Origin of the sequence: Paraburkholderia unamae, from assembly GCF_003096875.1 — a bacterium.
Classification (GTDB): domain Bacteria; phylum Pseudomonadota; class Gammaproteobacteria; order Burkholderiales; family Burkholderiaceae; genus Paraburkholderia; species Paraburkholderia unamae.
In genome coordinates this window covers 1-14,864 of sequence record NZ_QEOB01000044.1, presented here as the reverse complement: position 1 = coordinate 14,864, position 14,864 = coordinate 1, and the positions used below count along the sequence as shown (strand labels likewise).

The 14,864-nt window shown below is 65.4% G+C and carries 14 protein-coding genes; 9 read left to right on the top strand and 5 right to left on the bottom strand.

Features of this window, described 5'->3' with window-relative positions; all coding sequences use genetic code 11:
* The first annotated feature begins 66 nt into the window (after positions 1-66).
* The 5 genes from C7402_RS44365 (at position 67) to C7402_RS44345 (ending at position 5,816) form a co-directional block, all read left to right on the top strand.
* The gene (locus tag C7402_RS44365; RefSeq protein WP_112178094.1) at positions 67-507 is read left to right on the top strand and encodes a PRC-barrel domain-containing protein; all 441 of its coding nucleotides are present in this window, start codon (positions 67-69) and stop codon (positions 505-507) included.
* A gap of 395 nt (positions 508-902) precedes the next feature.
* The gene (locus tag C7402_RS44360) at positions 903-2,087 is read left to right on the top strand and encodes an FUSC family protein (protein WP_116615063.1); all 1,185 of its coding nucleotides are present in this window, start codon (positions 903-905) and stop codon (positions 2,085-2,087) included.
* Positions 2,088-2,368: 281 nt separating this feature from the next.
* Positions 2,369-3,688: an NAD(P)/FAD-dependent oxidoreductase gene (locus tag C7402_RS44355; RefSeq protein WP_116615062.1), complete on the top strand. Its 1,320-nt coding sequence runs from the start codon at positions 2,369-2,371 to the stop codon at positions 3,686-3,688.
* A gap of 9 nt (positions 3,689-3,697) precedes the next feature.
* The gene (locus tag C7402_RS44350) at positions 3,698-4,537 is read left to right on the top strand and encodes a VOC family protein (protein ID WP_116615061.1); all 840 of its coding nucleotides are present in this window, start codon (positions 3,698-3,700) and stop codon (positions 4,535-4,537) included.
* 127 nt (positions 4,538-4,664) lie between these two features.
* A complete protein-coding gene (locus C7402_RS44345; RefSeq protein WP_116615060.1) occupies positions 4,665-5,816 on the top strand; it encodes a branched-chain amino acid ABC transporter substrate-binding protein in 1,152 nt (383 codons plus the stop codon).
* 178 nt (positions 5,817-5,994) lie between these two features.
* On the opposite strand, the gene C7402_RS44340 is transcribed toward C7402_RS44345, so the two are convergent.
* Positions 5,995-6,306, bottom strand: coding sequence for a DUF4148 domain-containing protein (locus tag C7402_RS44340; protein WP_112178086.1), 312 nt, complete (start codon positions 6,304-6,306; stop codon positions 5,995-5,997).
* Between the two features lie 184 nt (positions 6,307-6,490).
* The gene (locus C7402_RS44335; RefSeq protein ID WP_112178087.1) at positions 6,491-7,195 is read right to left on the bottom strand and encodes an SDR family NAD(P)-dependent oxidoreductase; all 705 of its coding nucleotides are present in this window, start codon (positions 7,193-7,195) and stop codon (positions 6,491-6,493) included.
* 181 nt (positions 7,196-7,376) lie between these two features.
* On the opposite strand from C7402_RS44335, the gene C7402_RS44330 reads away from it, so the two are divergent.
* Positions 7,377-8,306: a LysR family transcriptional regulator gene (locus tag C7402_RS44330; protein WP_116615059.1), complete on the top strand. Its 930-nt coding sequence runs from the start codon at positions 7,377-7,379 to the stop codon at positions 8,304-8,306.
* A gap of 52 nt (positions 8,307-8,358) precedes the next feature.
* Here C7402_RS44330 and C7402_RS44325 read toward each other — a convergent pair whose 3' ends face one another.
* On the bottom strand, positions 8,359-9,321 hold the full coding sequence (locus C7402_RS44325) for a LysR family transcriptional regulator (RefSeq protein WP_116615058.1): 963 nt from the start codon (positions 9,319-9,321) through the stop codon (positions 8,359-8,361).
* 206 nt (positions 9,322-9,527) lie between these two features.
* Here C7402_RS44325 and C7402_RS44320 point away from each other — a divergent pair, with 206 nt between their 5' ends.
* The 3 genes from C7402_RS44320 to C7402_RS44310 all read left to right on the top strand — a co-directional run bounded on the left by C7402_RS44320 (position 9,528) and on the right by C7402_RS44310 (position 12,977).
* Positions 9,528-11,741 carry an FUSC family protein gene (locus C7402_RS44320; protein ID WP_116615082.1) on the top strand — a complete coding sequence of 738 codons (2,214 nt, stop codon included), beginning with the start codon at positions 9,528-9,530 and terminating at the stop codon, positions 11,739-11,741.
* Between the two features lie 130 nt (positions 11,742-11,871).
* On the top strand, positions 11,872-12,093 hold the full coding sequence (locus C7402_RS44315; RefSeq protein ID WP_112178090.1) for a hypothetical protein: 222 nt from the start codon (positions 11,872-11,874) through the stop codon (positions 12,091-12,093).
* A gap of 410 nt (positions 12,094-12,503) precedes the next feature.
* Complete coding sequence (locus C7402_RS44310; RefSeq protein WP_116615057.1) at positions 12,504-12,977, top strand: hypothetical protein; 474 nt, start codon at positions 12,504-12,506, stop codon at positions 12,975-12,977.
* 181 nt (positions 12,978-13,158) lie between these two features.
* On the opposite strand, the gene C7402_RS44305 is transcribed toward C7402_RS44310, so the two are convergent.
* Together C7402_RS44305 and C7402_RS44300 are read right to left on the bottom strand one after the other, a co-directional pair.
* The gene (locus C7402_RS44305; RefSeq protein WP_112178092.1) at positions 13,159-13,860 is read right to left on the bottom strand and encodes a succinate dehydrogenase iron-sulfur subunit; all 702 of its coding nucleotides are present in this window, start codon (positions 13,858-13,860) and stop codon (positions 13,159-13,161) included.
* A 28-nt stretch (positions 13,861-13,888) separates the two neighbouring features.
* Positions 13,889-14,864 (bottom strand): FAD-binding protein (locus C7402_RS44300; RefSeq protein WP_116615056.1); only part of this gene is annotated, 976 nt, incomplete at its 5' end.

The following is a 14,864-nucleotide window of genomic DNA, read 5'->3' as shown; positions in this document are numbered from 1 at the left end:
ACCGGGAGCCCCGCGCGATTTTCCATACGAAGCGTGACAAGCTCAATTGATACCCGGGAGTGAATGATGAACGTTGCAAAACTGGCTGTTGCAGCCCTCGCCGCTGCCTCGCTTGGCCTGCTGGCACCGCTTGCCCAGGCGCAGGTGGCGGGCGCCCAGACCATCGGCGTAAGCGTGGAGCAGGCGTCGCTGATCGTGAATGGCTGGAGCGCGAAGCAAAGCCTCCTCGGCAAGCCCGTCTATAACGATCAGGGCGAGAAGGTCGGCGTGCTGCACGACATCATCGTCGCGCCGAACGACGCCGTTTCCTTTGCGATCGTCGCCGCGCATCAGTTCCTCGGGGTGTCGCAACATGACGTTGCCGTGCCGATCACGCAAATCGATATCGCCAACGGCAAGCTGGTCTGGGCGGGCGCGACGCGCGCCGCGGTCAAGGCGATACCGGCGTTCCAGTACGCGAAGGTCCACGCGACGCCCATCGCGCGCAGCGAATACCTGCATCACTAACAGGGCGGCCGGCAAGGCGGCCGTCTGCCCGACAGCATGGGTGGCCGCCTTTGCCGCGAAGCGCATGAACGACGAAGGTTGATAAGGATTCCTGTGGTATTGCGGGGGAATCCGTCGCGGCGACCGCGATAGTAGCCCGCGCGATTTTTTGTCGATTGCGGCATCGACATTATTTTGATCGGCTATCATCCGGGAAAACCCGTATCGTGTGCCGGGCGTCGCACCCTCGACGCCGCCTGCGCGCGGCCGGGAAGCACGCCTCGCCGGGCGCACGCCAGGCCGGAGATCCCGGCACGAGTGCGCCTTGGGGCGTCCACTCAACGCCGGGCTGTTGCGCCCGGATATCGGCACGCGGCCACAAGCCGGCTTGCCGACATGCACGGATATCGTCGACCATGATCGCCGCCGCCTGCTCACGCGCGTTCAATCGCGCCCAGGTCCACGACCCCGAATTCGCGCGCCTGCGCGCCGCCGCGCGCTCCACGCTCGCTTGCCTGCTGACGGCGGGCCTTGGCGTGGCGTGGGCGCTCCAGCATCACGGCACGCCGACGCTCGCCGTCCCCGGCGCGTTGTTCGCGATGATCGCGCCGCTGTTTCTGCGCGAAGCGCGTGTGTCGGGCTGGCTCGTTTCGCTGCTCATTCTCTACTTCTGCGCTTTCGCATCGTTTGCGGGCGCCGCTGAAGTCGCCTCGCAACCCGCGCTGCGCATGACCGGCTCGCTGCTGGTCGTGTTCGTGGGCATGCTGTGCCAGACGCTCGGTGCGCGCGCGGTAGGCGCGGCGCTGATCACGCTGGTGTGCTTTTACCTCGGCCTCTATCTGCATCCTTCCCACGCGCGGCTGATGGAAATGCTGATCGTAATGACGATCGCGCCGCTCGTCGTGGTGTTCGTCGGGCGCGTCGTCATTGCCGTGGAGCGCGGCGGCGCGCCGTTGCCGTCGTTCATGCAGGCGTTGCCCCACAGCGTTGCGGCGGCGAAGGCATGGACCGGCGCGGCGATGCGTTATCTCGCGGACCTGATCGTGAGCGGGCGGCCGACCGGGCAACTGACCTGGCAACCACTTACGGCCATGCTCGCACACCGGTTTCACCGGCTCGCGTGGCGGCCTGCGCTGGTGGCCACGCTCGCCGCGCTGCTCGCCATGCTGGCCGGCGGCGCGTTGTCGGAGGACCGGTCGATGTGGGCCGTCATCACCACGTTCGTCGTTTTTCTCGGGACCACGTCGCATCAGGGCACGCGCACGCGCGTCATGAAGCGGATTGCGGGCACGTTGACCGGCGCGGCGGCCAGCGTGCTGGTCGTGACCGTATGCGGGCAAGAGCCCTGGGTGCTCGTGGCCGCGATGGCCTTGTCGGTTTTCGGCTGGGCCTATTACATCCTTCACGCGTATGCGCGCGGCGTGTTCTTTATCACGATGCTCGTTGGCCTCGTTTATGGTCAGCTCGGTTTCGCCATCATGCCGCTCGCGAAACTGCGTATCGAGGAAGTCTTTGCCGGATGCCTGATTTCGCTCGCGGTGGCCGTGTTGCTGATGCCGTCCGCGACGGCACGCGCGGTGGCCGTGCTGGACCGCGAGTGACACGCGGCACTGCGTGAATCGGCCCGGCATGCGTGCAAGGCGGCCCGCACGACCGTTCGCCAACAAGCGCCAAGCGGGTTTTTACATCGCGAGTTTTCACAACTCAGGGAAAATAAAACTGGCTTCAACCTGATCGCTAGATACGGATTCCGGAAATTCGCAGCGTAGAAGGGAATTAAGAAATTGGCTTCTCCCGAGGGGTCGATAAGATTTCCGGGTGCCGACACATGAACCACGATTCGCGTGGCGGCCCTCGACATCCTTCATTCCCGACTCTCGCGATGGCTGACCCGAATCTCGATTCCGACCGTTTTCCCCCGTCGCTGTGGGCGGCCACGACCGCTGCGGCGGTATCGACCGCGCCGCTGCCGCCCGGCACGTACTTCGCGGACCTGCTCGTCATCGGCGCGGGTTTCACCGGCCTGAGCGCCGCGTTGCGCGCGGCGGAGCGCGGCAGCCGCGTGGTCGTGCTCGAAGCCGCCGAAATTGGCTGGGGCGCTTCCGGGCGCAACAACGGGCAGGTGATTCCCGCCATGACGCGAGCCGATCCCGATGCGATCGTCGCGGAATATGGCGCGGAGAAGGGCGAGGCGCTCGTCTCGCTGATCGGCGAATCCGCCAATACCGTGTTCGATCTGGCGCGGCGGCACCGCATGGATTGCGGCGCGGTGCAGGCCGGCTGGATCCAGCCCGCTCACCGGGCAAGCCGTCTTGGTCTTGCGCGCTCGCGCGTCGAACAATGGCGGCGGTGCGGCGTCGAGGCGGAACTGCTCGACCGGGACCGCACCGCCGAACTGACCGGCTCGTCGTTCTGGCACGGCGGCTGGCAGAACATGACCGGCGGCCACCTGAACCCGCTTGCCTTCGTGCGGGGGCTCGCGCGCGCCGCACAGGATGCGGGCGCCTGCATCCACACGCGCACGCCGGTCTCCTCGCTCACGCGCGAGAGCGCGCACTGGGTGGCGGCGCACGGCGACGCGCGCGTGCAGGCCCGCCGGGTGCTGATCGCGACGCATAGCTACACGGGGCGCCCGGCGCGCGCGCCGTGGCCCGGCATCGCGGACGCGCTGCTGCCGATGCGCTCCTACCAGATGGCGACGCAACCGTTGCCGGCGCACCTGCGCGCCTCGATCCTTCCGCACGACCACGCGATGTCCGACACGCAGTCCGATCTTCACTTCGCGCGCTTCGACCGCGAAGGGCGGCTCGTGACGGGCGGCGCGCTCGTCGTGCCGTTCGGCTATGAGGACCGGTTGCGTCGACGCATAGACGCGCGCGTGCGGCGCATGTTCCCGCAACTGGACGGCCTGCCGCTGCGTTTCGAGTATTTGTGGCATGGCGATTTCGCGGTGACGCCCGATCGCATGCCCCGCTTTGCGAAGCTCGACGACGGGCTCTACACCTGGTACGGCTGCAATGGGCGTGGCGTCGCGCTTTCGACGGCCGTGGGCGCCGAGCTGGCGGACGTCGCGCTGAGCGGCGACGAGCGCGGCTCGCGGCTGCCGTTTTCCACGCTTCGGCCCATTGCGGCCCACGCGATCGTCGAGCGGCTCGCGATCGGCGCGATGCTTTATTACCGCTGGAAAGACCAGCGCGACTAGGAGCTTTCAATGGCACGGCATTTATCTGGAATCGACCATGTCGTCATCGCGGTGCGCGACCTCGACGCCGCCCGCGACGACTTCACGCGAATGGGTTTTGCGCTCACGCCTCGCGGCTTTCACACGATGGGCTCCGAGAACCATTGCGCGATGTTCGGCGGCGACTATCTCGAACTGCTCACGGTGCGCCGCCCGCACCCCGTGACGGCGTTCTTCTCCGGCTTTCTCGAACACGGCGACGGCGCCGCCGCCATGGTGGTCGCGACCGACGATGCGCAGGCGCTGCATCGCGACTGGCACGCCGCCGGCATTCCGGTCGAGGCGCCCGCGAGCTTTTCGCGGCCCGTGCAGACCGCGCAGGGCAGTGCGGACGCAAGCTTTCGCATCACGCAGGTCGACGTGGCGTACACGCCTGGCGGCCGCGTGTTCGCGTGCGAACACCTCACGCCCGAACTCGTCTACGAGCCTGGGCGGGCGGCGCATCCGAACGGCGTGACGGGGCTTGTGGGCGTGACGATTTCGATTCCTCCCGCGCTGATGGAGATGGCCACGGACCGCTACGAGCGCGTGCTCGCGGCGAGCGCGACCGGACTTGGCGAGACGAGCCGCCTGATCCGTTGCGGCAAGGTCGACGTGCGGCTGGACAGCGCCACGCCCGCTGCTGTTTCCCGCGCGCTGCCATGCTTTTCCGCGCTCACGTTCACGGTCGAATCGCTCGACGCCCTCGCGGACGTGCTGCACCGTGGCGGCGTCGCGGCGCAACGAAGCGCGCAGGCCGTGTGCGTCGAAGGCGCGCCCGCGCACGGCGTAACGTTACGTTTTGTCGAGGGAACACGCCCCGCGGGCTGATGAACGCCGCCTGAACCATCGCTCGACCCGCCACGTATCGAGTGACGCGACCTCATGATAAGGCGGTCGCGTGAGCAACGATTCGATGTACTAACTACGTATTCAACCCGCTACGGAGTATTGACCCATGTGTACTGAACGAAAAATCCGCTTGCTGCCTTCCCTGTGTACCTGCGTCGTCCTTGGCTTGTCGGGCGGCCTCGCGCACGCGGCGGCCCTTACCGTGAAGGTCGGCGTGGTCGGGCCGCTGACGGGGCAGGACGCCGGCTATGGCAAGGACATCCTGAACGGCGTGACCATGGCGGTGGACGAAGCGAACGGGCAGCACCCGCGCATCGGCGCTGACGACGTGCGCTTCGAGATCGTTTCGCAGGACGACCAGAGCGACCCCCGCACCGCCGTGCAGGTGGCGCAAAAGCTCGTGGACGGCGGCGTGGCTGTCGTGATCGGTCACTTCAACTCGGGCACGACGCTGCCGTCGTCCACGCTCTACGACCGTGCGGGCATTCCGATGATCACGCCATCGGCGACGAATCCCTCGATCACGGCGCGCGGCTATGCGAACGTGTTCCGCATCATCGCCACCGACGCGCAGAATGCCGGCAACGCAGGCGCTTACGCGGTGAAGGTCACGAAAGCGACGCGCATCGCGGTGCTCGACGACCGGACCGCATTCGGTCAGGGCGAAGCGGACGAATTCGTGCGCGCGGTGAACGCCGCGGGCGGCACGATAGTCGATCGCGAGTACACGAACGACAAGGCGGTGGATTTCAGCGCACAGCTCACGCACATCAAGTCGCTCAACGCGGATCTGCTGTTCTTCGGCGGCCTCGATACGCAAAGCGCGCTGATCGTGAAACGGATGAAGCAGCTTGGGATGAAGGCGCAGTTCCTGGCCGGCGGCGGCGTTGCCGACGTCAATTTCCTGAAGCTGGCCGGACCGGCGGCCGAAGGCGCGATGGCCTGGGAAAACGGGCCGTCGCTGCAAAGCCTGCCTGGCGGCAACGGTTTCGCGAACCAGTACAAGGCGCGCTTCGGCGGCGATCCGCTGCCGTATTCGCCGTTTGCCTACGACAGCACGCGCATGGCGATTGCGGCGATGCAGGCCGCGAAATCGGCCGCGCCCGGCGATATTTCCCGCGCGCTCAAGGGGCTCGAATTCAACGGCGTGACGGGCGCGATTTCGTTCGCGCAGAACGGCGACCGCAATCATGCCATCTGTACGCTGTATCAGGTGAGCGACGGCGCGTGGAAGCCGGTGACAAGCTCCGCGCGCTGAGCGTCATGCGCCTGGGTCGCGTCAAGCCGTGCGGGGACGAACGGCACGGCGGCGAAAAAGACCCGGACCTTGGCGGTCCGGGCAAGACCGGAGCGCGGGGCGCGCGCTGCGGCCGGAGGTTCCGCCAGGAACGGGCGCTTCACGCGCGCTCGACCTGGACTTGCGGGCCGCGCGGCAATTACTGGCCGAAGTAGACCGGCTTCATCCCGTCATCCGAGGGGCGCAAGACGGCGGGCGCACCCGATGCCGACGAACCCGCCGGGGCGCCGCCCACGGCGCTGTTCTGCGCGGCGACCTTGGCTTCGGCGGCCTGGATCGCTTCCGGATAGTGAGCGTTGTCGCCGTCGCCGGGGCGATAGCCGGCGTTTTCGAGCTGGATGAGTTCGGCGCGCACCTGGGCGCGGGTCAGCGGCGCGTTCGACTGGGCGAACGAAGCAACCGGGACGATAAGGGCAGCGGCTACGGCAACAGCCTGAATAAGCGACTTCATGATTACGACCTCCAGTTTGGTTGGTATTGGGTGCGGTATTTGCCGCAACCCATGACCAGAAGTGTAGAAGTCGTATGACTTGGGGTTAACCCCTAATTTCCAAAGGCACTGTTCCGGCTGGCGGAAGGATCGGCGCGATCCATCTTTCGCACGTTCGTGCGAAAATCGCTCAAGGCCACGCGGATCACCACGGAACGGTGCGCCCGAGATAGTCGACGTAATGCAAGCCCGCGCGGCCCGCGTGAGCGTCGATCGTGTTCACCAGATTCGGAATGCTGTCCTCGATGCCGAGCCTCGCTTGCGGCCCGCCCATGTCGGTTCGCACCCAGCCGGGCGCCATGAGCAGCAGGGTGCGCGGGTCGCTCGCGTGGCGCGCCGCGAAGCTGCGCATGAACATGTTGAGCGCCGCCTTGCTGCCTCGGTACACCTCGTAATTGCCGTTCACGTTGTTCGTGACGCTGCCTTGCCCCGAGGACATCACGCCAATCGTGCCGCCGGGTTGGACGAGATCCTCAAACGCCTCGACCACGCGCATCGGGCTCAGCGAGTTCGTCACCATCACGCGCACGAATGCTTCCGTCGAGACATCCGCGATCGTTTCGCCGTCGTCGTTCTTGACGCCGGCATTGACGAACAGGAGATCCAGCCGCCGTCTTGCGAGCCGCTCGTGCAAGGCGGCGACCTGGTCCGGCACGGTGATGTCGACCGTTTCGACTTCCAGCGCGCCCGCCGCGCTTTGCGCGCGCTGGCGCAGCTTCGCCGTGGAGTGTTCTCTGCCCGTGGCGATCACGCGCCAGCCGCGTTTGAGATATTCCTCGACCATGGCGAATCCCAGGCCGCGAGACGCGCCGATGATCAGGGCGGTTTTTTGAATGGTGGCGTCCGGCATGGGCGTGTTTCCTGTGAACGAGAATGGAGGGAGCGCATCAAGCGTCTATCGAGCGCATATCAAGCGCGCATCAAGCGGTACAGGCAATATATCGGCGGCCGCATCGCGGCGGAACGCGCGCGCGCTGCATTGATACCGTGCACCGGACGCCATGACCCGATACTCCCTGCCAGGACGTAACATGCCGGAACCCGATCTGAATCTGCTCGTCGCGCTCGATGCCTTGCTCGTTGATGGCAGCGTGGTTGGCGCGGCGCGGCGGCTGGGGTTGAGCGCCTCGGCAATGAGCCGCACCTTGACCCGGCTTCGCGAGGCCACGGGAGATCCGCTGCTGGTTCGCGCGGGCCGGCGCATGGTGTTGACCCCTTATGCCGAGGAAATGGGCGGACGCACGCGCGCGGCGCTCGACGAGGCGCGCGCCGTTCTGCTTCCCGCGAGGACCGAACTCGATCTTCAAACGTTGCGGCGGACCTTTTCCATTCGCGCCAACGAAGGCTTTGTCGAAGCCTTCGGGCCGGCGCTGATCGCGGCGGCCATGTCGGTCGCGCCGCACGTGCGTTTGCGTTTCGCGCCGAAACCGGAAAAGACCGCGACGCCCCTGCGCGACGGCTCGGCCGATCTGGAAATCGGCGTGCTGGGCGAAATGGGTCCGGAGGTGCGCTTGCAGGCGCTGTTTCGCGATCGCTTTGTGGGCGTCGTCAGAAAAGGCCATCCGCTGGAAGCCGACGCCCAGGTGAGCGCCGAACGGTACGTGGCGTTCGACCACGTCGTCGCGTCGCGGCGAGGCGTGGCGAACGGGCCCGTGGATGACGCGTTGGCCGCGTTGGGACTGGAGCGAACGATCGTCGCCGTGGTGCCGGGCTTTCCTGCCGCGCTGGCCGTGGCGCGCGATTCGAATCTCGTTGCGCTCCTGCCCGCCTCGTTCCTGAGCAGCCGGACCGATGGCGGGCAGGGACTCGCTTGCGATGATGTCTACGCGTTCGAGCTTCCGGTCGCCACGGGAAAGATCACCGTGTCGCAGATGTGGCATCCCCGTTCGGAAGCGGACCCCGCGCATCGCTGGCTCAGGCAGCAGGTGCTTTCGGTTTGTCGCCGGAAGTTTGCGCATTGACCGGTTCGCATGACGTTCGGATTACGAATTGAAAGGCTGAAAACGAAACCGGCTACGCCACGGCGGCCGCACCGGCGAGCGATTGCTGCGTGAGTTCTTCGAGCAAGGTCATGTCGCGGGCGATGACTTGCGAAAGATGCACGCGCAGGAATTCCACCCACGTTTTCGTTTTCGCATCCACGAACTTGCGCGACGGATAGAGCGCGTGAATGCTGTTCTTCTGGAGCACGTGGCGCGGCAGCACGCGCACGAGCGTGCCGTCGCGCAAGCCCTCTATCGCCGTATACACCGGCAGCATGCCGATGCCCAGGCCCTCGCGTATCGCCACCGCGAGCGACTCCGCGATATTCACCTGAACCGGACCGCTCACGTGCATCTTGACGCTGCCTTCGGGTCCTTCCAGCGTCCATTCGTGAGCGGGCACGCCGGGCGTCCTGAGGATCAGGCAGTCATGACGCGTGAGATCCGCCGGGGTGCGCGGCGCGCCGTGCTTGCGCACATAGTCGGGCGATGCGCACAGGATGCTGCACGAGTTGCCCAGTGGATGGGAGATGAGATCGGAGTTCGGCAGCGAGGCGGCGGTGATCACCGACACGTCGCTGCTGCCCTCGAACAGATCGGGTAGCGACTGCGAAAGGGTGAGTTCGACCGTCACTTCGGGGTGCATCATGCGATAGCGCGAGATGGCGGGCAGGATGTACTGCTGCCCGATGCTCGCGAAGCTGTGCATGCGCAGCGCGCCTGCGGGGCGTTCGTGCGCGCCGCCCGCTTCGTCTTCCGCGCGCGCGACGTCGGCGAGTATCTGTTTGCAGCGCTTCAGATAAACCTCGCCCGCGGGCGTGAGCGCGAGCCGGCGCGTCGAGCGGTTAAGCAGACGGGTGCGAATACGGGCTTCCAGTTCCGAGACCGCGCGTGACACCGCGCTTGTGGGTGAGTTGAGCGACTGGGCCGCCGCCGTGAAACTGCCGGCTTCGACAACGCGGACCAGCACCCGCATGTTTTGTAGGGTATCCATCAGACCTGCCAGACTTCCTTGTGAATATTTTTGTTCGCTGTAAAAGCGATATTGTCGCTGGTTGTGATTCGCCATTGTTGAGCGATCTGGAAGGGAGGTTCTTTTTGAGTCCCATTAATTCGCCCGATTGAGCCCCATACAATCGGCGCCCGAGCTCGCCATGCGCAGCGGCTCTCTTCATAACAAACCGGGTGTCGTGCTTTTTCATGAATCGCGAGCGAGCAGTCAATCGAGCGATAAACCTGCCTCATCGCGCCCGGGTCATCTGGCGCGCGGTGCGGCTCGGCCTGCGTGACTGGCGGGCCAGTCACGGCACGATCTGGCTTCACCTGCTCAAGACGGTCACGGCCGCGTTGCTCGCGATGGGCATTGCGATGCTGCTCGACTTGCCGCAGCCGCGTATCGCGATGACGACGGTGTTCGTGCTGATGCAGCCGTTGTCCGGCATGGTCTTCGCAAAGAGCGTGTATCGCATCGTGGGCACCGCGGTGGGCATGATCGCGGCGGTGGTGCTGGGCGCGGTGTTTATCCAGCAGCCCGAGCTATACATCATGGGCATCACGGCCTGGGTCGCCGCCTGCACTGCGGCGGCCATGCGCAACCGGCACTTCCGCTGGTACGCCTTCGTGCTGGCGGGCTATACCGCCGCGCTGATCGGCATTCCGCTCGTGATGCAGCCCAACGGTCTCTTTCTCGCCGCGCTTGGGCGCGGGGCCGAAGTGGCCGTGGGCATTCTGTGCTCCGGCGTGGTCAGCGCCGTGATCTTGCCCCGGCAGACGGTCTCGCTGCTGGAGAGCACGCTGCGCACACGCTATCTGGACTTCACCTCGTTCGCGGCGCTCGTGTTGTCGAGCGGGATCGAAAGAGGCGCGTTCGAAGGGCGATTCGCGAAACTCGTTGATGAGATCGTGGGCTTCGAGGCCACGCGCGCATTCTCTTTTTTCGAAGACCCGATCATGCGCGCGCGCAGCCAGTTGCTGGCGCGGCTGAACGGCGAGTTCATGGACGTGTGCGCGCGCCTGCACGCGTTGCGGCAACTGAAAAAGCGCCTGCGCTGGAGCGAGGAAGCCATCGCGCCGCTCGCGCCGTATTTCAGCGAGCTTGCCGCGCTGCTCGCGCAGCGCCCGCGCCAGGGCGAAGCGGATCGCGCGTACGCGCTGCGCATCGCGCGAGGGCTGGAGACGTTCATGCGTACGCTGCCGCGCCACGTACGCGAGACCCGCCGGCCGCTGGAAACCACCGCGCCCGATGCGTTGCAGGAATTCGATACATCGGCCGAACTGATCTATCGCTTCACGGCCGAGATCGTCCGCTACAGCCGCACCTGGGCGTCGCTCAGGCAGGCGGGCCTGCCCACGGAGCGCCGCATCACGCGTTATGTGCCGCGCACGAGCTGGTACGTGGTGGCGTTCACCTTCATGCGCACGGCCGTGGTGGTCGCCACGCTCGGCTGGTTCTGGGTGGAAACCGACTGGCCGAGCGGCGGCCTCGCGATGATCGCGGGCGCGCTGACCTGCGCGCTCACGTCGTCCGCGCCGCGCGCCACGCGCATGGCCTTCCAGATGGCCGCGGGCGCGGGCTGCGCGGCCGTGGTGGGCTATCTGCTCCTGTGCTACGCGTATCCGAACATCGACGGTTTTCCGCTGCTTTGCGCCGTGCTCGCGCCGTTCTTCGCGCTCGGCGCGTTCCTCGCGACGCGCCCGCGCATCGCGGGCTTCGGGGTGGGCTTTTCCGTGTTCCTGTGTCTGCTCGCGGGCCCCGACAACGTCATCGCCTATACGCCGGATCTGCTGATCAACAACGGCATCGCGGTCGTCGCGGCGATGATCCTGGCCGCGCTCGCGTTCGCGGTGGTGTTCCCGCCTCACATGACCTGGCTTGTCGAGCGCATGCGCGTGGCGTTGCGCGCTCAGGTCGTGCTTGCGTGCCACGGCGAACTGGATGGCCTCAATCAGCAGTTTCAGTCGGGCACGCACGATCTGATGCACCAGTTGCGGCTTCTGCTTAGCGGGCGTGCGCAGGCGCACCGCCGCGCACTGCGCTGGATGCTGATCACGCTGGAAGTGGGGCACGCCGTCATCGACCTGCGCCACGAGGCGCACACCGCCGCGTGGTTAGGCGCCGCCGACAGCCGGTGGAACGCATGCCTCGAACAGGTGAAAAGCGATATTGCGCGGCTTTTCGAGCATCCCGGCGCGGAGCAGCTCGAACGCGCGCTGATGGCGGTGAGCGCGGCCACCTGGATCGCCCAGCAAGCGCTGCCCGCGGTCCGCCACGACCGCGAGCGCCGCCACGACGTGCAGCGGCTCCTGAGCCACCTGCATTTCATCCGCAGCGCGCTCATCGACCGCGACACGCCGCTCGGCGCGATTGCGCGCCAGGCCTCGTTTCACCGTCCGCTGCGCACGCGCGCCGCTTGAAGCAGAGGGCCCGCGCGATCTTGCTGCGGTCTGCAAAGATGCGATCCACGCCGCGTCCTTAATCATTTCGACTCCAGGTCATATAGTCACATCACTGCTTACGCAGTACCCGTTAGCACTGGAGATGAAAATGAAGTCCCTGAAGATCGCTGTTGTTGCCTGTTCGCTGTTTGCCGCCGCCGCTGCGTATGCGCAGAGCGAGGCACCGGCAGCGGGTGTTCCCCAACAAGTCGTGCAATCCGCCGCCCCGCAGGCAGCGCAAGCCCCTGCCCGTAGCGAGAGCGCGAAGCCCGCAAAGAAGGACGAATGCGTCGGTCCGGTCAGCTTCTGCAATATCTATTTCGGTAGCTGAGATCGCGCGCCGCGCGCGTTAAGAAGACGCTTCGCCCTGGCCACGGCGTCGGCCGCTTCGCGAGGTATGCGAGGAGTGCGAGAAGTTTTGTTGCAAGCGGGATGGCGCACCGCGGGGCCGAACCAGGATTCGTTGACCCCCAACGCGCTGGGATTACTGCGTGAGTGCCCGTGTTGCCTACCCAACCCGCAGAGCCTGCGGCTCACATGGAGGAGCGTGGCAGGCACTCATTCCCTTTCCGCCTTGCCGGCCCCGTCCGGTGTTATTTCCCCTCGAAGCAGACGTCATCCACGTCACTCCCCGAATGTCTCGTTGCGCCATAGCGCCCTGGCCAACGCTACCGGGACATCGCACCCTGCGCCGCGAGCGCTTCGCTCCGGCCGTTCAGTGAGCCATCAGGATACGCATTCATGGGCCGCCCCAAATTCAGGAAAACGGGTTACAAACACGTGACCCGCAACACACTCTTGCCGCTCGCCGCGTCAATGGTTCGCGCGACCTCGTTGCAGAACCATCTGGCGCTAGAGGCGCTGCGCAGCCGCTACGGCGCGAGCCTGCATGTCACGCTGCTCTTTCGCACTGTCTATCTGACCTACCTCTTGCGCGACACCATCGAGCAGGGCTGCGAGCTGGACGTGTTCCAGGACGCGGAATCCGCGCTGTATCAATGCAGCCTGCGCGCCGACGAGGATGGGTCATGGCAGCTTGCCGAAGCCGATATCGACGCGCTCAAGATCGTGCTGACCGTGCACGACTGGCAGCTTCAACTGGTTCCGGCGCATGTGTACGAGTCTGCATGTGCGCACCTGCTTGATTACTTGATTAGCGGCGAGAAGACGGTCATTCCCGCGTCATCGGGCGATGGGGTGGACCGGAAGGTCTGATTCGCCCGGCTGAGAGCATCGGCATGCCGAAAGATTATTTCGGCATGCTGATGGTTTGAGCGTGGTGATGGGCGTGGTTGCGACGGAAGTCGCGATGAGGTCTACGTCAACGCCTCGCGCACCTGGTGGGCGCGCGAGGCCAGGGATCAGACTGGCGTGACCCCGTTACTGGCCTGCCGCATCAAACCGCGCGGCGGACCATCAGTTCCTTGATCTTGCCGATCGCCTTGGTCGGGTTCAGACCCTTCGGGCAAACGTCGACGCAGTTCATGATCGTGTGGCAACGGAACAGCCGGTACGGGTCTTCCAGGTTGTCCAGACGGTCGCCCGTGGCTTCGTCGCGGCTGTCCGCGATAAAGCGGTAAGCCTGCAACAGGCCTGCCGGACCGACGAACTTGTCCGGGTTCCACCAGAAGCTCGGGCACGAAGTCGAGCAGCTTGCGCACAGAATGCACTCGTACAGGCCGTCGAGTTCGTCACGCTGCTCAGGCGACTGCAAACGTTCCTTTTCGGGCGGCGGCGTGTCGTTGATCAGGTACGGCTTGATCGAGTGATACTGGTTGAAGAACTGCGTGAAGTCGCAGATCAGGTCGCGCACGACGGGCAGGCCCGGTAGCGGGCGCAGCACGATCTTCGCCGGCAGGTCGTTCAGGTTGGTCAAGCAGGCGAGACCGTTCTTGCCGTTGATGTTCATGGCGTCCGAACCGCACACGCCTTCACGGCACGAACGGCGGAACGACAGTGTTTCGTCCACTGCCTTGAGCTTGACCAGTGCGTCGAGCAGCATGCGCTCGTGCGTGAGTTCCAGCTCGTATGTCTGCATGCGCGGCGCTGCATCCTTGTCCGGATCGTAGCGGTAGACTTCAAAAATACGTTTGGCCATTTCCGATTCCTTGTGACTGGCTTGTGCCTTAGAACGTACGCGGCTTGGGCGGCACGGGCGCGACGGTCAGCGGCGTCATGTGAACCGGCTTGTATTCAAGGCGGTTGTCTTCGCTGTACCAGAGCGTGTGGCGCAGCCAGTTTTCGTCGTCGCGTTCCTTGTGCTCGCTCGGCGCGTGCGCACCGCGGCTTTCCTTGCGCGCTTCAGCGGACACCATCGTGGCGCGGGCCACCTCGATCATGTTGGTCAGTTCCAGCGCTTCCACGCGCGCCGTGTTGAACACCTTCGACTTGTCTTTCAGGTGCACATGTTTGACGCGCTCGGCCACTTCCTCGATGTTGCTGACGCCTTCGGCCATCAGCTTCTCCGTGCGAAACACGCCCGCATGCTTTTGCATCGTCGAGCGAATGTCGCCGGCGACCGCTTGCGTGTACTCGCCCGACGAGGACTTTTCCAGCTTCGCGAGGCGCGAGAGCGCGAAGTCGGCGGCGTCGGCCGGCAGCGGCTTGTGATCGCGCAGCTCCTTCACGTGCTTGATGATGTGGTTGCCGGCCGCACGGCCGAACACCACGAGGTCGAGCAGCGAGTTCGTGCCGAGGCGGTTCGCGCCGTGCACCGAGACGCACGAGCATTCGCCCACGGCATAGAAGCCGTTCACGACTTCCTTGTGACCCTTCGGGGTGCCAATGACCTGACCGTTGATGTTCGTCGGAATGCCGCCCATCTGGTAGTGGATGGTCGGCACGACCGGGATCGGCTCCCTGATCGGATCGACGTTGGCGAACCGGATGGCGATCTCGCGAATCGACGGCAGGCGCTTCGTGATGGTATCGGTGCCGATATGCGAGAGGTCGAGCAGGATGTGATCCTTGTGCGGACCCACGCCGCGCCCCTCGATGATTTCCTGACCCATCGAACGCGAAACGAAGTCGCGCGGCGCCAGGTCCTTCAGCGTCGGCGCGTAGCGCTCCATGAAGCGCTCGCCGTTCGAGTTGCGCAGAATG